Source organism: Tractidigestivibacter sp. (assembly GCF_057241865.1).
In genome coordinates this window covers 14180-33797 of record NZ_DBHHPX010000005.1, presented here as the reverse complement: position 1 = coordinate 33797, position 19618 = coordinate 14180, and the positions used below count along the sequence as shown (strand labels likewise).

The following is a 19618-nucleotide window of genomic DNA, read 5'->3' as shown; positions in this document are numbered from 1 at the left end:
GAGCATCGTTACAGGCCAGACACAAGCGCTTCTCCCGCCTCTCTTCCCAGCGGGCACTCCGTGGAGACGATTGGCCCCTCGACTCCTGGCCGGACGGTGACGCACCCAACATCCTTTGTACAGAGAAATAGCGAACCCGCGCCCTCGAGAGCATCCACGCACTCCGCGCGTGGGTGACCGTACCTGTTCCCCTCCCCAGCACTTGCCACAGAGACCTCGGGATCGAGGCGGGCCGCTTCATCAGCCGTCACAGAGATCTCGGAGCCATGGTGTCCCACCTTGAGAAAGTCGATGTCGCCCACATCGCCACGGGCAAGGCAGGCACCCGTCTCGTCCTTCTCGGCGTCACCAGTGAGCAGAGCCGAAAGCGTGCGACCTCCCCGCTCGCAAGAAAGCGAGAGCATCACGGAGTCCGCATTGTCGTTCCCTGTGACCTCCCCGACCGGCGAGACCACGCGAAGCAGGAACGACCCTACGAGGATGGAATCCCCATAGGAAAGCTCCTCCGCATCGTGGCCCGTGAGCTTGATGACGCTCTCACCAAGCGAGGCCGGCATATTGTCTGCTACACCCTGGGCGACAAGCACGCGTTCACAGCCAACGCGACCCGCCAGGTCATCGATGCCTCCCACGTGGTCGTCGTGGAGGTGGGTCAGTACGATGGCATCCAGGTGGATGATGCCCTGCCTTGCAAGCTCTTGGGCTACCACCTCGTCCGGTCCCGCATCAATAAGCACGGCCGCACCGCCATCCGCCACGAGAATGGCGTCACCCTGGCCCACGTCCAGAACCGTGACCCTGGTGGGTTGCAGGAAGCGAAGGCCGAGCAGAGCCACCGACGCAACTGTGACGAGCACCGCCACAGCCCCCGCAAGATGCCGGCGCCTGGGAACGGGCCACACCACATAGAGCGCGACCCACAGAGCACAAAGCACCGCCGGCAAGACGATGCCTCCCACCTCTACAGGAATGCAGGCAAGCGGAAGCCTCGCCAGGGCGGAGAGCAGCGTGCAGAACACGGCAGACACCTCCTTCGCAGCGCCAAGAGCCGGCGCTTGCAAAGCCGGCAGCGGCGTGAGGAGGGCTGCACCCAAGCCCAGCGAGACCAGACCGGCAAAGAGCGGTGCCAGCATGAGGTTCGCCAGTGGTGCAATGAGCGAAACCTCCCCAAATACCGGGCAGGTCAGGGGTAGCGTGAAGAGCTGCGCGACCAGGGAGACGCCAAGGACGTCGCAAGAGTCTGACCTCAGGCGGCCAAGTGCGCGCGTAATCCCCGGAGTCCGCCCCCTGTGGTGCTGCGAGCTTCTCGTGAGCACATCGAGCACGTGACTGGAATGGCTGCCAAAGAGGCAGATTCCCACCACCGAGGCAATCGAGAGGAGAAATCCCAGCTGACCGGAGGCAAAGGGGTCGAGCAGGGCCATGACGAGGGCGGCTGCGCACGTCGAGGAAAGCGCGTGGGACCTTCTCCCCACAAGAGTTCCGCCAAACGATATGCAGTTCATGATGCCTGCACGCACGGCGGACACAGGTGCCCCACAGAACGCGATGAAAAGCGCACCCACACCGAGCGTCAGCGTCCCGCGCATCCCGGGCTTCAACCGCGACCTGCCAAGCATGGCGGCAAGGGCACCCGTGAGGATGGCAAGGTGACCCCCGGAGACCGCAACGAGGTGGGAGACCCCGCAGGTGGAGAAGGCACCGTCTAACCCCCGTGAGCGTATAGGAGCGCGATTGCCGCAGACGCTGCCGGCAAGCACGGCCGCGGCATCGCACGAGTAGGGCGAGAAGGATGCAAGCACAGCCCGCCTCATGCACAGCACGGTGCCCAGAGGACCTTCCGCCCCGCGCACAGACGTCACGCGGATAACCGACACCGTACCCGCGATGCCCTGCATGCGCGAGGAGATGCCCCATTCATCATCACCGTTGGGCTCAAACCTCCCCACGCAGCGCACACGCGAGCCACACTCGAGCTCGACGGAGGAGCTGAGCCAGACCATCCCCACCTCCGTCCCTTCGCTTCCCCTCGCGCGGGCGCGTCCCCACCACCCGTGCCCGCCCTCGGTCATGTCCCCCTCCACTTGCAGCTCCCATGCAGAGACAGGAGTCGTCGAGAGCGACTGCGCGGCATCAAGGACCCGCCCGAGTGCAAGCCACCCGAGAAGAGCGCCGGCAAGCGCCGTAGTGGCAACAAAGGCGAAGGCAACCGGTACCTGTGGCACCTGCTTGCCGCCACGCATCGCCCCGCGGAAGAGCGCGAGAGGGACGCCGACCGCTCCAAGTGCAACCAGAGCACCCACGAGAAAGGCCGTGGAGTTCTCTTTCGGCGCCATTCCATAGCATAGGACCATGCGCTCTGCAGCGATGGTGGCCACCAAGCCCCAAAGCGTCATGGGAATCGTCGGACGCGCGGGCATTCGAGCGTCGCGTCTCTCGATGACGGCCCGCTTCGCAATCTCAGACACGAATCTTGTCCTTGATCTTGGCGAATTTCTTCTCGCCTATGCCCGAGACCCGCATAAGGTCTTCCGTGCTGGTGAAGGCTCCATTGGCCTCTCGGTCACGGATAATCTCTGTGGCGGTTGCCTCACCGATGCCAGGAAGCGTCGTGAGCTCCGCTGCCGTCGCGGTGTTGATGTTCACAAGGGCGTCGGCCGAAGCGCTTGAGACGCTGCCATCAGGCGACGCCACAACGCCAGAGGACGATGCCGAGCCATTGCCTCCCTCCGTTGCTACGGTCTCTCCTACGGCGGGTACATGTACCTTCTCGCCATCAGTGAGAGGCTCGGCAAGGTTCAGCCGCGATGTATCAGACCCTTCCGCTAGCCCACCTGCCGCTTCAACTGCGTCGTTCATGCGCAAAGCGTCACCTTGGAGGCTGTAAACCCCGGGGTTTGCCACCATGCCATCGACGTGCACCACTATGGTGGGCGTCTCATCTGTGGGCGCAGCGTTAGCAGCGTTGCCGTCCTCGTCCTGGACGGGTTCCCCCACCGGCCCAACCTCGGCCACAGCGGCCTCGCCTCGCTCAATGGCAAAGGACTCCGCTGGCTGGCGCAAGAGAAAGCTGATTCCGGCAATTGCCACAAGAGCCACAACGAGCACGGTTCCCGCAATCCCAGCCATCAGCGCCGGCGAGAGCCCCGCCCTTCTCGCCAGAGCGCGCGCCCTGCACCGAGCCCGTGCGCCCATGCCTTCATGCACTCTTGATTCCTGTGCCATCACTACCACCTCCATACGCCAATGATGGGGGTGCAATCGAGTTGTCCGGCCATCCTTCTCAGAAAGCCCGGCAGGATGCTGGCAGCATGCTGGCACGTTACTGTCAGAAAGCATTGTTATTGCAGGAAAAAAGGTATGTGAGAGATGCTTTTCCTGTTATCGCGCACAACCGCTCGCAGCGTTTTCGCAGGCGCGAATGGCAGGATTTCTCCCGAGCGGCAATGAGGCGCTCTGGAGTGTCCCCTGATGTCGCCGAGGGGCTTCTTGCAAAATGACGCCGCAGGCGTCAATTCCGCAGGCGTTACCTGCAGAGAACGCCCCTATGGCGCAGGTTGGCACCATAGGGGCGTTGCTGCGTACGCGATATCTACGTAAACGTGCCTTGCGACGGGCACCGCTCGAGGAGAGCCGCCGCACTACCGCATCCCCTCACCGTCGCAGGGAACAAGCGACGAGTGGTGCGTGCGCAGCGGCCCCTTGGGTGCATGGTAGCTCGGGCATTGAGAGAAGTCCTCGTACTCGATGGAATCCACCAGCGAGTTCACCATGGCCTCATGGTCGAAGAGCTCCCACGCGTCGAGCACCTCGCGCATGCGCGCGTGCGTCTCGGGACGGCGCGGCATGAACAGCGTGCAGCAGTCGGGAGCCGTCTGCGAGGAAATGTCATAAGTCCCCAGCTCTTGGGCACGCCGGATGATCTCCTGCTTATCCGAGCCGATAAGAGGCCGCAGTACGGGAATCGTAACGGCCTGGTTCACGGCAGCGATGTTGTCGAGCGTCTGCGAGGCCACCTGTCCCAAAGACTCGCCCGTAACGATGGCCTTTGCGCCCTCGAGCCGTGCGACCCTCTCGGACACCTGGTACATGACGCGTCTATACATGATGATGCGCAGGCTCTGCGGCACTACAAGCGAAATCTGGCGCTGGCACTCGCCAAACGGCACCACGTACATGCGGCCCACCACGCCCGAGGGCGCCAGTGCCTCGACAATGTCATGGCACAGGTACTCGCTGGTATCGGATGTCATGGGCCTGCCCGAGAAGTGCACGGGAATGCAGGTTGCGCCACGCCTTCCGACCATCCACGTGGCCACAGGCGAGTCAAAGCCACTCGAGAGCAGCGTCACGACCTTGCCTGCCGTGCCCACGGGAAGCCCGCCCACACCCGGCATCGAAGCCGCATAGACAAAACTCGAGCCCTGTACCACATGCACCACCACGGTAACGTCGGGGTCATGCATCTGGACGAGCTTGCCAGGGAATGCCTCGCAAAGCGCAGACCCCACAATGTGGTTCATGTCGATGCTATGCACTGCATAGGTGGTCGAGCTGCGCCGCGCATGCACCTTGAAGGTGGAGAACTCCCCCGCCTCGCGCAGTGCGCGAATGGCGGCAGCGCTGTACTCCCCCTCGTCAAGCCCGCACTTATAGGCAAGCGAGACGCGTGCGACGCCAGGCACCTTGGCGATAGCATGGGCCATCTCTGGCGTAGCCATGCGGTCCTCGGTCTCGACCACAATGTAGCCAGAGATGCGCTGAACGTTCGAGACGGGAAACGCCTTGAGGGCGCGATGCAGGTTGGTCACGAGCTGGTTCTCGAAGGTCGAGCGATTCTTTCCCTTGAGGCCAATCTCGTGGTAGTGGACCAGGCAGAGTCTCTCGGTCATGGCCTACTGAATGCCCGCATTCTCGCCGCGAATGGCCTCGTCGAAGTCATCCTGGACAAAGCTAAGGGTGCCGTCAGCGATCTCGCCCATCGCGATGGAGACCGAGTCCTTGCCAGACGCGATGGTGGTGATATCGTCGAAGTCCTGGATGGCCGTAACGCGAAGGTGCTGGCCACGCAGCATGTTGTTGATGTCGCATGCGCGCTTGGAAGCAACCGAGCAGAGCAGGAACGGGTTGTGCTCGGTACTCTCGAGCAGGGTATCGATCTCGGGCTTAATCACTGACATCTTTGGTAGATCCTCCATTTGACTCGTACAGGTCGATGGTTCGCTCGAGCTCACCAGCGGCACGCTCGAGGTCATCGTTCACAATCCTCTCGTCGTAGGACTCAGCCATAGCCATCTCGCGCCGCGCATTCTCGAGTCGGCACTCGATGGACGCCTCATCCTCGGTACCGCGGCCACGCAAGCGACGCTCGAGCTCATCCATAGATGGCGGCTCGACAAACACGAGAACCGCATCAGGATGAATGCGGCGCACGTTAAGGCCGCCCTGGACATCAATCTCCAAGATGAGCGACCTCCCCTCGGAGAGGTTCCTCCTCACCTCGGAGAGCAGTGTGCCATAGCGGTGCCCGTGCACGTTGGCCCACTCAAGGAACTCGCCCTGGCCCACCCGGCGAGAGAACTCGGCGTCATCGAGAAAATAGTACGAGACGCCATCAACCTCCCCGGGCCTAGGAGGTCGCGTTGTAGCCGAAACCGTCAGGCCAAGCGAGGGGCGGTCGCCACGAACCTTTGCGACCAGGGTCCCCTTGCCCACGCCTGACGGTCCAGATACGACGAAGAGCCTAGCGGAGCGCTCCACTACTTGGAAAGCGCCTCGATGAGCTGTTCGCGCTGACGGGCACCAAGCCCCTTGACGCGACGGGTGGCGGAGATGCCAAGCTCGTCCATGATCTTGGCGGCCTTGGCCTTGCCATAGCCAGGGAGGGACTCGATGAGCGCAGAGACCTTCATGCGGTTGGCGATGGGGTCATCGGAATCGAGGACCTCCTCGAGGGTGACCTTGCCACTCTTGATCTTCTCGCGAAGCTCGGCACGCTCATGACGAGCCTTGGCGGCCTTCTCGAGTGCTTCCTTGCGCTGCTCATCGGTAAGCTGGGGTAGAGCCATTGTTCCTCCAAACATCGAGACAAACTGCTATGAGGGGCTGGGAGGGAACCACAGGACCGCCCCAGCGACACAATTAGCTAGTTTGCCAATTCCTCGACCAGTTTACAAGTCTTTTATCACTACTAGCAGCAGGAATGCAGCGTATACACAATCAGATCGAAATGAGCGCACATCCAAAGGCACAAATTGCACATCTGGGATGCACAGAAACGCCCCTGCTAGTGGCAGAGTTCGCCTACGATGGCCTCCATCGCGGCAGCGGGGTCCCCTGCCTGCGTGATGGGCCTGCCCACCACGAGCTTCGAGGCACCGGCGGCAATGGCGGCAGCAGGTGTGGCGATGCGGCGCTGGTCGCCTGCGACAGCACCGGCAGGGCGCACACCGGGCGTCACGATCAGGGCCTCCGGACCGAGAAGCGTGCGCATCTCGGCAGCCTCCTGCGGGGAGCACACAATGCCATCGGAGCCCGCACCTACGGCAAGGCTTGCGAGACGGGCGACCTCCTCCTCAAGCGGGCGCTCGATGCCGATCTCCTCGAGCAGGGACTGGTCCATGCTCGTAAGGACCGAGATGGAGACGAGCTGGGTGCGCTTTCCGCCTCGTCCCTTGGCCGCAGCCTCTACCCCCTCACGGGCAGCAGCGACCATGGCAGAAGAGCCCAGGGCGTGGATGGACAGGATGTCCGCACCGGAGAGCGACGCAGACTCAACAGCACCTCTCACCTGGAACGGGATGTCGAACACCTTGAGATCGAGAAAGACTGAGAGACCGCGCTCCTGCATCGCATGCACGATGGAGGGTCCCTCTCGGAAGAAGAGCATCATCCCGACCTTGACCCACGAGGCAATGCCAGAGAGGGCGTCCGCAAGCTCGATGGCACGGTCGTGGTCGCAGTCCAGTGCGACGATAACGGCGTCGCGCGCTTCGTTCTCGCTTAGCATTCGAAGGCTCCTATCAGCTCGTTGATATCAGGTACACCCTGCTCGACAGCCCAGGCCTCAAGCTCGTCGACAACACGGGAAGCAGCGGCAGGGTCGTACAGGCTAGCAGTTCCCACCGATACCGTGGTGGCTCCCGCAAGAATCATCTCAGCCGCGTCCTCGGCCGTGGCAATGCCGCCGATGCCGTTGATGGGGATGCTCACGGCCTGCGCCGCATCCCACACCATCCGCACGGCGATGGGGTGTATCGCGGGACCGGAAAGGCCACCCGTGGGTCGCGAGAGCCTCGAGCGACGGGTGTGGACGTCAATGGACATGGCGTTCACAGTGTTCACCAGCGAGAGCGCGTCTGCGCCGGAAGCCTCGCAGGCGCGAGCTATCTCGGCCACACGCACGGGGGCCAGCTTGACGAGCAGTGGCCTTCTCGTCAACGGACGCACGGCTGACACGACCTCGGCCGCGTCGGCTGGCGTGCCGCCGAGGAGGCGCCCGCCGCGTGAAAGATTGGGGCACGAGACGTTGACCTCAATGCCCGCGGCCCATGGGGCCACCTCGTCGAGAAGCTCCACCGAGCGGCGGCACTCGTCAACGGAGTGACCCACGGCCTGCACGATAACCGCACAGCCGCGAGACGCAAGCTCGGCAAGGTAGGCGCCGTACTGCTCGGCAAAGGCGCGCGCACCGGGATTCTCGAGGCCCACGGAGTTGAGTATGCCAGAGGAGACCTCGCACACGCGGGGCGCGGGATTGCCGGGCCAGGGCTCGGCTGCCACGCCCTTGCAGGTCACGGCCCCAAGGCGCGCCACGTCGTAGAATCCCTCGAACTGCCAGGCGTGGCCGTAGGTGCCCGACGCAGTGTTGACGGGGTTCTTCATGCGAATGCCGCCAAGGTCGACAGCCATGTTCACCTTGCTCACCAGGCCACCTCCCTAGCGTCGAAGACGGGACCGTCCATGCAGCACGAGCGGCTGCTGCCATCGCGCATCGCCACGTTGCAGCAGCTGCAGGCACCAAAGCCGCAGCCCATCATGCGTTCGAGCGAGACCTGACAGGCCACACTAGCCTCCTCGGCGAGGCGGGAAACCCCCGCCATCATGACCGTAGGACCACAGGCAAACACGGTCTCGTAGATGCGCTCGGCGAGAAGGTCCGCCATGGCGCCTGTGGTGAAGCCGGCACGCCCCAGGCTGCCGTCATCGGTACACACGACCACACGGCCTTCCGGGTCCCCGGATGCTGCCCCGCACAGGAGGTCAACGTCAACGCCTACCAGCTTGGAGCCACGCTGGGCACCCACCACGGCGTCGAACGGCAGCCCCGCACGCATGAGCATCTCGGCTGCGGCGAGCACGGGTGGAAGGCCAATGCCTCCTGCCACGAGAAGCGAGCGGCCCTCTCCACCAGGCAGCCACCAGCCGTTCCCACAGGGGCCCACCAGCGTGGATGCGTCACCGCGACGCATGAGGGAGAGCCGGCGCGTGCCGTCGCCCACGACGGCATACTCGATGCGCACGGCATCCGCAGCCGCATCTGCCTTGGAAAATGACAGCGGCACCCTCAGGACCTGCGAGGCATCGCCGGGAACGGAAACCTCGACGAACTGGCCGGGGGCGAGAAGCCCCGCGACCCCGCTGGTAAAGACCATGCACCACGCGTCCTCGGCAACCCTCTCGTTCGAGACAACCTCGAAGTCGAAGAGCCGCGCACGTGCGCTGTCCCTTGCCGCCTTCACCTAGGCCACCACGCCGTTGGCCAGTGTGCGACGGCCGTCCACGAAGACGTCAGAGACCTGGCCGGTGAGGTGCCAGCCCATGAAGGCGGAGTTCTTGGACTTGCCCACCAGATAATCGGGCGTGACCTCGAACTCGGCAGTGGGGTCGACAAGGGTGAGGTCTGCGGCCGATCCGCGCTCGATGCACACGGGCGCAAGGCGCAGAATCTGCCTGGGGTTCACGGCCATGACCTCGACCAGGCGCTTCCAGCTCATGCGGCCCGTGTTCACGAGCTTGGTGAGCATGAGCGGCAGCGAGGTCTCGAGGCCAACGGTGCCAAAGAAGGCGATCTCCCACTCGCAGTCCTTCTCGTGCGGCGCATGCGGTGCGTGGTCGGTGACCACGCAGTCGATGGAGCCATCGAGGACGCCCTCGACGAGCGCCGCCATGTCCTTGGGGGTACGTAGGGGCGGATTCATCTTGAGGTTGGTGTTGTAGGCGGGGGTGATGTCGCCCTCGTTCAAGAAGAGGTGGTGCGGGGTGACCTCGCAGGTCACCGGCAGGCCCTCGGCCTTTGCCTTGCGCACGAGGCCCAAGCCCTTAGCCGTGGAGATGTGGGCGATGTGCAGGGGGCAGCCGGTGAGTCGGCACAGCTCGATGTCGCGGTAGATCTCGAGCTCCTCGCCAAGCGCGGGCCAGCCAAACATACCCAGGCGCGTGGAGGCCTTGCCCTCGTTGATAACGCCGTGCGTGGTGAGCGTCTCGATCTCGCAGTGTGCCGAGACCACGCGGTCGAACTGGGAGACGTACTCCATGCAGGTACGCATCATGCCGGCGCTCTGGACGCCGTGGCCGTCATCGGAGAAGGCGCAGGCGCCCTCCATGACCATGTCGCCAATCTCGGCGAGCTGCTCGCCCTTCTCGCCGACCGTAAGCGCACCGATGGGACGCACGTGGCAGAGGCCCGCCTGACGGGCGTGGTCGAGCTGGTAGCGAATCTCGGCGCCGGTGTCGGTCACGGGATCGGTATTGGGCATGGTCGCGACGTCGGTGAAGCCACCATGCGTTGCCGCGCGGGCACCGGTCTCGATGGTCTCCTTGTACTCAAAGCCGGGATCGCGGAAGTGCACGTGCATGTCCACAAGGCCAGGTACGAGGTACTTGCCGCGGGCGTCGATAACCTCACAGCCCTCGGGAGGCTCGAGGCCCTCCCCCACGGCAGCGACCTTGCCGTCATCGACGAGCACGTCACAGGCGTCATCGAGGTCGATCTGAGGATCGACCGCGTGCGCACCCCTAAGCAGAAAGGCCATTGTTCTCTCCTCCCAAAAGCAGGTACATCTCGGCCATACGCGTGAGGACGCCCGCGTTGACCTGGTCCAGGATGCGCGAGTGGGCGCAGTCGGCCACGTCGGCGTTAATCTCCATGCCACGGTTCATGGGGCCCGGGTGGCAGATGATGGCGGAAGGCTTCATGCGGTTCACGCGGGTCACGTCGAGGCCGTAAAGGCGGTTGTACTCACGGCGAGACGGGATGGCCGCGCCCTCCATGCGCTCGAGCTGCACGCGGAGCATGTAGACCACGTCCATGTCCTCGATCACGTCGTCGAGGCTTGCCGTCTGGGGGCAGCCAAACCAGTCCGGGTCATCCACCTGGAAGGTAGGGGGGCCCACGAGCGTGACCTCGGCACCCATGGTCTTGAGCGCTGGTGCCAGCGAGCCGCACACGCGGCTATGCGCGAGGTCGCCCACGACGGCGACCTTGAGGCCGTCCAGGTGGCCGAAGTTCTTGCGGATGGTGTAGAGGTCAAGCATGGCCTGGGTGGGGTGCTGGTGCTTGCCGTCTCCGGCGTTGATGACCACCGCGTCGGTGTTCTCGGTGATGCGCTGCGGCGTGCCGGCGAGCTTTGCGCGGCAGACGAACATGTCAACGTTCATGGCCGAGATGGTCTGGATGGTATCGGCGAGGCTCTCGCCCTTAACGACGGATGACGTGTTGCCACCCATGGAAAGCGAGTCTGCCGAGAGGCGCTTCTCGGCCAGCTCGAAGGAGCTCTTCGTGCGCGTGGAGGGCTCGAGGAACAGGTTCACGACGGTACGGCCACGCAACGCGGGGACCTTCTTGATGGCGCGGTTGTTTACCGACTCGAACGACGCGGCGGTATCCAGAATCTGGGTGATGTCATCTGCCGTGAGGCTGTAGGTGTCAATGAGGTTCTTGACCGAGAGCATTACCTCTCCCCTCCCTCGATGCCCCAGATCTCGACGCCGTTGTGGTCGTCGAGCGGACGCGCGCAGACGCGCACATCCTCCTCGTGCGAGGAGGGGACGTTCTTTCCGACATAATCGGCACGTATGGGCAGCTCGCGATGGCCGCGGTCGACCATCACGGCAAGCTGGACGGATTTGGGCCTGCCGTAATCCATGAGGGCGTCGAGCGCGGAGCGCACGGTACGACCCGTATAGAGGACGTCGTCGACGAGGACGATGTCCTTGCCGTCGATCTCGAAGGGGATGTGGGTGCCGTGGACGACGGGCTGGATGTGGCGCATGACGTCATCGCGGTAGAAGCTGATGTCGAGCGAACCGACGGGGGGACGTATGCCCTCGATCTTCTCGATCTCGTCAGCGAGACGGTTGGCAAGGGTCTCCCCGCGACGGATGATGCCAATCACCTGGATGTTTGCTGAGCCTTCGTTGTGCTCGATGATTTCGTGAGCGATGCGCGTTATTGCGCGCTCCATGGCCTGCCCATCCATGATGACGGCCTTGAGCCTTGGCTCTCCCATGGGACTCCCTTCAAAAAAGATGCCCGAACCGACGCAAGCCGGCACGAGACATCCCATGATGGAAGGCCATGTGTCTGGTTTGCTCGCATACGAATGGCGATGCGAACTCCCCTGAGCCTTGCGGGCATCTCGTGCGCGCTTAAAGGTCGTGGACACTTTACCACGAAGTTCTGGCACGGGAGGCCACAGGGCAGAAAACCATTATCGTGCGTACGCACGATGACCGCCTGCTGCCATGCCCTTCTCAGCCAACTGGACAAATGTCAGCGCAATGTCAGAAAGCGTCGATTGTGCGTACGCATGACCGAGCAATTCTGCCTAATGGCCTCTTCAGAAGGTCGAAATCGTCAAATTCCCACCATCGTGCGTACGCACGACCGCGGATTGTTGACAGGCGTTGGAGCCGGACCGCCGAAATTGCGCACAGCGGGGCCCGGACTCGCAAAGGCCCAGCCCCTACTCCCGTTCGAGTGAGCGATACGCCTCGCAGACCTCGTCCGTCTCGCCCAGCATGCGCATGTGGCCCTTCTCGATCCAGCACACGCGGTCGCAGATGCGCTCAACAAGACTGATGTCGTGGCTCACGAGAAGCACGGTCACGTTGTTGGACTCGACCAGCTCCTTAATGCGGCACTCGCACTTCTGCTGGAAGAGGAAGTCGCCCACAGAGAGGGTCTCGTCCACGATGAGGATGTCGGGCTCGGTCACCGTGGCGATGGCAAAGGCGATGCGCGCGACCATGCCCGAGGAGTAGTTCTTGAGGGGCATGTCCATGAAGCCATCGAGCTCGGCAAAGTCGACGATGTCCTGGAAGTGCTCCTCGATGAAGTCCTTCCGGTAGCCGAGGAGTGCGCCGTTGAGATAGATGTTCTCCTTGGCGGTAAGCTCCATGTCAAAGCCTGCGCCAAGTTCGATGAGGGGCGCGATGGTGCCCGCCACGTTGACCTTGCCGGACGAGGGCTCGAGCACTCCCGCGATGATCTTGAGCATGGTCGACTTGCCGGAGCCGTTGGTCCCTACCAGGCCAAACGCCTCGCCACGCTTGACCTCGAAAGAAACGTGGTCAAGCGCGCGGAACTCCTTGAACGTGAGCTCGTGCCTGGCGGCCGCAATGAAGTACTCCTTGAGGGAGTTGTACTGCTCGGAAGCGATGTTGAAGATCATCGAGACATCGTCAGCGAGAACCGCCGTGGGGGCGTCTGGTGACGGGACGGACGGACGCATGAAGCTGTTCTTGCCCGCCACAATGATCCAACGCTCGACGTTACCGAGGAAGCGCCTGTTGGAGTCCTCGATGTCCACGGCGATGCGGTAGCGTCCAGGTCGCTTTGGCACAAACTCCCAGGTGTACTGGGGAATGGTATGCCCCATGCGCTCAATGGTGGAATCGAAGTCGCCCTTCTCCCAGCTGCCGTCCAGGTTCCAGACGTAGTTGCAGAGGTAGCTCTCCCTCTCGACCCCACGAAAATGCGGTGTGACCTGGAGCGTGTCACCCACGCGGATGGATGTGGAGGAGAGGCCGAGAAAGACGCTTCCGCCGCCGTCCAGTTTGAGCGTGTCCTGCACTTTGTGCCACCTGACCTTACGGTTTGGGCCTGTGGGCGGTCGCTTGAAGCGACCGCCCGGCCTGGATGCTAGATGAAGAGGATGAAGCGATGCTCCTTGGTGCGAAATACCAGGTAGCCCAAGGCAAGCGAGACCAGCGCCCACACAACGCAGCTCACAATCACCTCGGTGGGAGGTATGGTCGCGTAAATCACCGTGTCACGCATGAAGGTGACGAAGTTGTACATGGGGTTTGCGTACATGAGAACGCGAACGGCATGGTAAGGGACCTGCTCGATCATCGAGACGGGCCAGAAGAGCGGCGTCGCATACATCCACGCCATGAGAAGAACGCCCCACAGGTGCACGAGGTCACGGAAGAAGACGGCGAGTGCCGAGAGGAGAAGCGAGAGTCCCACGCAGAACAGCATGAGCAGTGCGATGCAGACGGGGGCCAAAAGGATCAGGGGCGTAGGCGCCACGCCCTCCCATAACATGACGACAAAGACGGCGATAAGCGAGAAGAGGAAGTTGACCAGAGAGAACAGGACCTTCTCGACCGGGAAGACGGCCTTCTTGACACGCACCTTTTTGAGCAGCGGCGCCGCATCGATGATTGACATCATGCCGGAATTGGTTGAATCCGAGAAGACCTGCCACGTGATGTTGGCCACGATGAGGTATAGCGGGTAGTGCTCGATGTTGTCGTAGCGAAGGAAGAACGAGAAGACCAGCGACATCACAAGCATCATCAAGAGTGGGTTGAGCACGCTCCAGATGACGCCGAGGACGCTGCGGCGATACTTGAGCTTGAAGTCCTTCGAGACAAGTTCGCGCAGGATGAAGAGGTCGCGTTTACCCGCAGGATACCACGCGTCGCGCGCGGAGGTTACATGCACTGGGACCGCGGCGACAGGAGCTGTCACTGCTGCCTGATTCGCGTCCCTCTCCGCGGACTCGATGTCTGATGCCAAGGTTCCTCCCGTCGAAGGAATTATTGGGGCATATGTGCCCCCCGGGTGCCATGTGTTTGCAAAAATGCTAGCACAGGGGCTCAGCTGTCACATAAACGGCAGAGGGCTTAGCAGGCAGCGCCCAAGGCCAAGCGATGCAAAAAGTGGGGCGGCTGATGCCGCCCCACTCATCAAATTCTGGCTCCCCGGGCAGGATTCGAACCTGCGACACGCTGATTAACAGTCAGCTGCGCTACCACTGCGCCACCGGGGAATGTTCAATGTGAGAAATAAGTATACGGGTTGCCTCGAGGGATGCAACCGTCATTTTGAACTTTTTTCTCGCGACCAGATGCGAACGGCACTCCCCAACGGCACCAATACCCCACCCAGCCGACTCCCGCTTCACCCCACTACTGATGTTCTGTATCATTTCAATCGTTGGGCCTACCGCGCCCAACCGGCAGCGACGCCGAACAACGCTGGCTCGGGGCGGTCCGACCATGTGCCCAGGGAGACCGTTATGCCGATTTCACCGATCTGGAACTGCTCGGACGTTACTCTCGACCTGTCACGCCCCCGCGTGATGGGGGTCCTCAACGTGACCCCCGATTCTTTCTCCGACGGAGGGACGCATAACGCCCCCGAGGCGGCAATCGCGACGGCCGAGCGCATGTTGGCAGATGGTGCGGACCTTATCGACGTCGGGGGCGAGTCCACGCGCCCGGGATTCACTCCCGTTGAGCCAGACGAGGAGCTCCGCCGCCTGGAGCCCACGGTGCGCTGGCTTGTGAAGGAGGGTGCGCTCGTCTCGATTGACACGCGCCATCCCGAGGTCGCGCGCCGATGCGTTGACCTTGGCGCCCAAATCATCAACGACGTGACGGGCTTCTCGGACCCCAGGATGTCCAACGTTGCCGCAAGCTCCGGCTGCGGATGCGTGGTCATGCACTCGGGTCCCGTGTCTGGTGCGGCCACCAGCAGCTCCGCGGTCATGGCATCAGCCGACAAGGACGATCTGTCCGCCCTCATGGGTGGCGCCTCCGCGGGCGATAGATCTTGGGAGGCCGAGAAGGGCAGTCCGCTTCTCCCCGACTCCGCCCACGTCATGAAGCTACTTGGGGGGTATCTTCTCGACCGCGCTCACGACCTCGAGGCACATGGCGTCGCGGCATCTCGCATCTGCCTTGACCCGGGCGTGGGCTTTGGCAAGAGCCCCGAGGACAACATCGTCATTCTCCGCGCCACCAGTGAGCTGGCAAGCCTTGGATACCCCCTCATGTGCGCTGTTTCGCGCAAGCGCTTCGTTGGCACCGTAAGCGGCGTTGTCGCGGCAGCAGATCGTGACGATGCAACCATTGGAATCTCGCTTGCGGCGGTCGCTCGCGGGGCACGCATCCTGCGCGTCCACGACGTTGCCGGCATGGCTCAGGCCCTAGATGGGTTCTGGGCTGCCTCCGAGCCCTGGAGCTCCACCGTCACGCTTCCACTCTCCCTTGCCGCCAGCGCAAGCAGGCAGCAGGTCATTGCAGCAATAGACGGCATGCCCCTCTCCCGTGTGAGACAGGTCGAGGGCGGCGGCGGAGCGCTTCGCGTGACCGTCGAGACAGGGCTGGACAGCGTCCCATTCCAGCGTGCGGTTGATGCGGCCGTGGACGGGCTGGCAATGCTCGCTTCCCCAGCATCATGCACTCGGGATTCCCCCGAATGCAGCCACATCGTTTAGAGCTGCGCGTTGAGGCGCTGTTCAAGCGCAGGCTTGGGCATGGCGCCAACCATCTGGTCAACGATCTTGCCGTCCTTCAGGATGAAGAACGCGGGGATGCTCATGACCCCAAACTGCCGCGCAAGCTCCGGCTCCTCGTCGGAGTTGACCTTGCCGACCTTCACGCGGCCGTTGTACTCGTCTGCAAGCTGGGCAATCGTAGGCATCATCGAGCGGCACGGACCGCACCAGTTTGCGTAGAAGTCGACGAGGACGGGCCGTTTGCTGTCGAGAACCTCCTGCTGGAAGTTTCTGGACGTGAACTGGTACTCCATGACAAAACTCCTTCTCCGCTGTCACGTGACCGCCCTGGCTTTGCGGCGCTGGCCACGTGAGCGCCCCTTGGGGACGCATCCGTTTCTTGAGTACCAGCATAGGTGGTATAAAATGCTGAGCAAGTACGCAATTTATATTTAGGTGGTAAGGAATATCTGACCATGACCACAGACCAGCAGAAGGCAGTCTCCCCTTGCCTGGGCAGCGCCGACCCCAGCATCACGGGATCCGGATGCGCACTACGTCGCGTGTTAGACGCCATCGGCGGCAAGTGGAAGATCTTACTGCTGGTTGCCCTCTCGCAGTCCGAGGAGCTACGCTACGGCGAACTCAAGAGACTTGTCCATGGGATTACCAACACCATGCTAGCCTCATCGCTCAAGGAGCTCGAGACCGACGGCCTCGTCAAGCGCAGGCAGTACCCGGAAATGCCCGTTCGCGTGGAGTACAGCCTCACGCCGCGCGCCCAATCGTTGATTCCCATCCTCATGGAACTCAGGGAGTGGGGCGAGGCGTCGCTCCAGGGGTAGTCGAGGCGGCCTGGTTGCCTGCGCCCGTCGCTTCAAGCGTAGCTGATGGCATGAGTTGACGGTTGGTGGCAGTTTTAGGGGATGCCCCTGAGTATTAACTAATTGCATTTCTGATAAATACCAGGTAGACAAATTATGACTAAAAACATAACATATCAAGAATTTGCTCGAAGCTGCCACCAACCGTCAATCTAGGAAATGGGTACCGTCTGCCGGCCTGGTTGTCGCTATCATCATTATGGGTGGCTGCGGTTTTCGTCGGTTCCACTGCATGGCTGTGGGCGAGACGGCGTAACGGCCGAGAACCCCGCAGTTGACAAAGGCCGGTGTCGAAGGCCAAAACCTACTTTGACGGTTGGTGGCAGAATTTGTACAACACCTTATATGACATAGACACAGGCGCAAATCTCTGACCTGCATTTTATCAATTACTAAATCTCTTTGTACTCGGGGTATCCCCGAAAACTGCCACCAACCGCCAATTCTGACCAAAAAGGCAACCACGCGCCCACGCCTGCAATGGCGCTTAGAACGAGCGGCGCTTCATGATTCGGGTTGAGATGAGGTAGGAGATTACGTAGAGCACAAGGCCTATGACGACGAGGATGGCAACAAGCAGACCCGACAGGTTCTCCTGAACCAAATAGATCACGACGGGCTCGATACTGGGCTTCAACATGGGAGCGGCAACACCAAGGGCAAGAGGAAAGACGAGAACCGCCACGTACCCTCTCTGGCCAAAGGCATAGAGCAGGGGTACAAGAAGGGCGAGGATTGCGAGGAAAATGAAGAGAATGGACATGGGAATCAGGAAGAGCTGCTCCGATATGAAGAGGTCAGGCCCACTCCCAGAGGCGGCCAATACCACAGCATCTACCACGAGCGAAAGAGAAAGGCAGATGGCAAGCAGCATGAGGCAGAAAAGATAGCGGGCTAGCACCACACCTTGAGGCGTGGTGGGAAGTGCAAGCAGGGCCTCCCTCCATTGGCTCTTCTCGTCAGCCGCAAAGACCTGGATGCAAAAATAGAACGGAATCGTGCCTCCGAGGAGGGAAGAGACGAGGCAGACAGGAACAATGAGCTGCGTCGCGCTTCCCTCCATAAAGCTAGGGATGAAAATCACCGCAGCAAACATAAGCATGGTGGCGAGGGCCTTCAGGGAGTGGCGAAACGAGAACCATTCGTTGAGAAGCAGACTTTTCATCATCACAGATCCTCTCCTTTCACGGCAAGGCGAAGAAGAACGTCGAGGGAAAGCGTGTCGAGGGAAAGACTCGGGAAGGCGCGCTCAAGACGCCTACGGTCCTCTACCAGGAGAAGCACATGCCCGCCTTCCGCAAGGCAGCGAGTGACCCCCGCCTCTCTCAGCGCACCCCGCTCCTGCTCGAAGTCGGCAGTTCTCATAGCAAGCGTGGCGAAACGTTCCTCGAGAACGTCGGTGTCCTCGGCAAAGCAGATCAGGCCTTTGTCCATAAGGAGGATGCGGTCGGCAAGGGACTCGAGGTCAGACGTGATGTGAGAGGAGATGAGAACCGAGGTCTCCGGGGCCTGGGCCAGGTGCTCGCGCAAGGCGCACAGCACCTCCTCGCGCACGACGGGATCGAGTCCGGCCGTCGGCTCATCGAGGAGAAGGAGCTCTGCCCCCGTGGCCAGGGCAAGCGCAATCTGGAGCTTCATGCCCTGTCCGCGCGAGAAGGTCTTGATGCTGGCATGCCGGAAATCCCTGTCTTTCTCAGCAAGCCCAAAGCGGCCGAGAAGCGCATCGAAATAGGCGATGTCGAAGCAAGGGTAGAGACCACATTCGACGCGCACAATGTCTTCCGTCGTGTACTCGCCGGGATAGGGGCAAACGGCTGCGACGGAGGCGACCCTCTGCTTCAGAGCGAGCGTCTCTTGCGAAGGCGCTTCTGCCGGATTTCTGCCGAACAGGAAGATACGTCCAGAGTCGGGCCTCACGAGGCCGAGCGCAGATCGAATGAGGGTCGTCTTGCCGGCGCCATTCTGGCCGATAAGGCCGCAGACAGTGCCTTTGGGCACGTCCAGTGTAATGGGGCCGGCCGTGAAGCCGGAGTAGCGCTTCACGAGTCTGTCGAATGCCAAGGATGCAGACGTCGTACTCATGATTCCTCCCATTCCAAATTGAGCATGTCACGGAGCTCTTCCAGGGAAAGCCCTATCGTGTGCGCCTCTTTTACGGCCGTCGCAAGGTTTGTCTCAACGAGCCGCAGCTGCTCTTCGCGGATGAGGCCAAGGGTGTCCTCCGCTACGAAGGAGCCCTTGCCGGGTACCGTTGCAATAAAGCCCTGGGCTTCGAGGTCCGAGTAGGCTCGCTTTGTCGTGATTGCCGATATTCTCAGATTCGCCGCGAGCTGGCGGATGGATGGTAGCTGCTCCCCCGCCTTTAAGTCCCCTGACATGATCTGAGCCCTGATTCCATCGGCGACCTGCTCATAAATGGGCTTTCCCGATGTGTTCGAAAGCAGAATGTCTACCATGGGCTCATCTCCACTCTACTGTTATTACCGTATATATCGTATATATACGGTAATGTCAATACTATGTTGAAGGTTTTGAGGAGTAATGGCCCATCGGAGTCACGTTCGAAGTACCGTTCACGGCAATACCAGAGCAAAAGAAGAGCGCACCTCACAAGCTTAGGAAGCTCTGCTCGTACGACCTGATGCCCATCCTGGTATTTGGCTCGGGGATGAGATGCCTGAACAGCCAGTTCCCGGGCTGGCGTCTGTCTCGATGGGCTTTGCGCCGGCACATAGATTTTGCTGCGGTAACAATGGGGGCAAGCGGTACTGGGAAAGGTCGTTGCTGTGGGGTGTCCGCAAGTTGCTCTAGAGGACTCATGGGACGCATAAAACGGTGCTATCGCTGGGAGATTGTGATACCACTGCACAAAACCGCGCTATCGCGGGGCGTTTAATGGGATTAATATAAATTACGCAACTACATTTTCATGGTTATGTATATCTTAGCTAAAACTATCAAATATATGGATACATTCCATCAATATCGAAACCGATGCGC

General features: G+C 61.6%; 20 protein-coding genes and 1 tRNA gene. 2 read left to right on the top strand and 19 right to left on the bottom strand.

All coding sequences use genetic code 11. The features are described 5' to 3' along the window. Positions 1–8: 8 nt before the first annotated feature. From ACO59D_RS02695 to ACO59D_RS02625, 15 genes are all read right to left on the bottom strand, one after another. Positions 9–2468, bottom strand: coding sequence for a ComEC/Rec2 family competence protein (locus ACO59D_RS02695; RefSeq protein ID WP_485125653.1), 2460 nt, complete (start codon positions 2466–2468; stop codon positions 9–11). Further along, positions 2461–3225, bottom strand: a complete 765-nt coding sequence (locus ACO59D_RS02690) for a helix-hairpin-helix domain-containing protein (RefSeq protein ID WP_485125652.1) — start codon at positions 3223–3225, stop codon at positions 2461–2463. The genes ACO59D_RS02695 and ACO59D_RS02690 overlap by 8 nt, the downstream gene beginning before the upstream one ends. Positions 3226–3641: 416 nt before the next feature. Next, entirely contained in the window at positions 3642–4892 is a 1251-nt protein-coding gene (thiI, locus tag ACO59D_RS02685; RefSeq protein ID WP_485125651.1) for a tRNA uracil 4-sulfurtransferase ThiI, read from the bottom strand. 3 nt (positions 4893–4895) lie between these two features. After that, positions 4896–5180 (bottom strand): DNA-directed RNA polymerase subunit omega, encoded by a 285-nt coding sequence (locus tag ACO59D_RS02680; RefSeq protein WP_130812010.1) that lies wholly within the window; start codon positions 5178–5180, stop codon positions 4896–4898. Continuing rightward, complete coding sequence (gene gmk / locus ACO59D_RS02675; protein WP_130812009.1) at positions 5167–5760, bottom strand: guanylate kinase; 594 nt, start codon at positions 5758–5760, stop codon at positions 5167–5169. Before gmk ends, ACO59D_RS02680 begins: the two co-directional genes overlap by 14 nt. Beyond that, positions 5760–6068 (bottom strand): integration host factor, actinobacterial type, encoded by a 309-nt coding sequence (gene mihF, locus ACO59D_RS02670; protein ID WP_130812008.1) that lies wholly within the window; start codon positions 6066–6068, stop codon positions 5760–5762. The genes gmk and mihF overlap by 1 nt, the downstream gene beginning before the upstream one ends. A 218-nt stretch (positions 6069–6286) precedes the next feature. Continuing rightward, a complete protein-coding gene (gene pyrF, locus ACO59D_RS02665) occupies positions 6287–7009 on the bottom strand; it encodes an orotidine-5'-phosphate decarboxylase (protein ID WP_130812007.1) in 723 nt (240 codons plus the stop codon). Then, complete coding sequence (locus tag ACO59D_RS02660; RefSeq protein WP_485125706.1) at positions 7003–7929, bottom strand: dihydroorotate dehydrogenase; 927 nt, start codon at positions 7927–7929, stop codon at positions 7003–7005. The genes pyrF and ACO59D_RS02660 overlap by 7 nt, the downstream gene beginning before the upstream one ends. Continuing rightward, positions 7923–8741 (bottom strand): dihydroorotate dehydrogenase electron transfer subunit, encoded by an 819-nt coding sequence (locus tag ACO59D_RS02655; RefSeq protein WP_485125650.1) that lies wholly within the window; start codon positions 8739–8741, stop codon positions 7923–7925. The genes ACO59D_RS02660 and ACO59D_RS02655 overlap by 7 nt, the downstream gene beginning before the upstream one ends. Then, positions 8742–10034: a dihydroorotase gene (locus ACO59D_RS02650; RefSeq protein WP_130812005.1), complete on the bottom strand. Its 1293-nt coding sequence runs from the start codon at positions 10032–10034 to the stop codon at positions 8742–8744. Beyond that, positions 10018–10953, bottom strand: a complete 936-nt coding sequence (locus ACO59D_RS02645; RefSeq protein ID WP_130812004.1) for an aspartate carbamoyltransferase catalytic subunit — start codon at positions 10951–10953, stop codon at positions 10018–10020. The genes ACO59D_RS02650 and ACO59D_RS02645 overlap by 17 nt, the downstream gene beginning before the upstream one ends. Beyond that, a complete protein-coding gene (gene pyrR / locus ACO59D_RS02640) occupies positions 10953–11510 on the bottom strand; it encodes a bifunctional pyr operon transcriptional regulator/uracil phosphoribosyltransferase PyrR (protein WP_485125649.1) in 558 nt (185 codons plus the stop codon). Before pyrR ends, ACO59D_RS02645 begins: the two co-directional genes overlap by 1 nt. Positions 11511–11966: 456 nt before the next feature. Continuing rightward, positions 11967–13076, bottom strand: a complete 1110-nt coding sequence (locus ACO59D_RS02635; RefSeq protein WP_485125648.1) for an ABC transporter ATP-binding protein — start codon at positions 13074–13076, stop codon at positions 11967–11969. Between the two features lie 68 nt (positions 13077–13144). Next, positions 13145–14029: an ABC transporter permease gene (locus tag ACO59D_RS02630; RefSeq protein WP_371683387.1), complete on the bottom strand. Its 885-nt coding sequence runs from the start codon at positions 14027–14029 to the stop codon at positions 13145–13147. 178 nt (positions 14030–14207) lie between these two features. Then, positions 14208–14282: transfer RNA gene (locus tag ACO59D_RS02625), tRNA-Asn, on the bottom strand. Between the two features lie 249 nt (positions 14283–14531). Here ACO59D_RS02625 and folP point away from each other — a divergent pair. Beyond that, the gene (gene folP / locus ACO59D_RS02620) at positions 14532–15734 is read left to right on the top strand and encodes a dihydropteroate synthase (protein WP_485125647.1); all 1203 of its coding nucleotides are present in this window, start codon (positions 14532–14534) and stop codon (positions 15732–15734) included. On the opposite strand, the gene trxA is transcribed toward folP, so the two are convergent. Further along, complete coding sequence (gene trxA / locus ACO59D_RS02615; protein WP_485125646.1) at positions 15731–16048, bottom strand: thioredoxin; 318 nt, start codon at positions 16046–16048, stop codon at positions 15731–15733. The genes folP and trxA overlap by 4 nt on opposite strands. A 162-nt stretch (positions 16049–16210) precedes the next feature. Here trxA and ACO59D_RS02610 point away from each other — a divergent pair, with 162 nt between their 5' ends. After that, positions 16211–16579, top strand: a complete 369-nt coding sequence (locus ACO59D_RS02610; protein ID WP_485125645.1) for a winged helix-turn-helix transcriptional regulator — start codon at positions 16211–16213, stop codon at positions 16577–16579. Between the two features lie 526 nt (positions 16580–17105). On the opposite strand, the gene ACO59D_RS02605 is transcribed toward ACO59D_RS02610, so the two are convergent. Genes ACO59D_RS02605 through ACO59D_RS02595 form a run of 3 tightly spaced genes read right to left on the bottom strand, consistent with a single transcriptional unit; the run spans position 17106 to position 19074 of the window. Further along, positions 17106–17786: an ABC-2 transporter permease gene (locus ACO59D_RS02605; protein ID WP_485125644.1), complete on the bottom strand. Its 681-nt coding sequence runs from the start codon at positions 17784–17786 to the stop codon at positions 17106–17108. Continuing rightward, a complete protein-coding gene (locus ACO59D_RS02600) occupies positions 17786–18700 on the bottom strand; it encodes an ABC transporter ATP-binding protein (RefSeq protein WP_485125643.1) in 915 nt (304 codons plus the stop codon). The genes ACO59D_RS02605 and ACO59D_RS02600 overlap by 1 nt, the downstream gene beginning before the upstream one ends. Beyond that, entirely contained in the window at positions 18697–19074 is a 378-nt protein-coding gene (locus ACO59D_RS02595; RefSeq protein ID WP_485125642.1) for a GntR family transcriptional regulator, read from the bottom strand. The genes ACO59D_RS02600 and ACO59D_RS02595 overlap by 4 nt, the downstream gene beginning before the upstream one ends. Positions 19075–19618 lie beyond the last annotated feature (544 nt).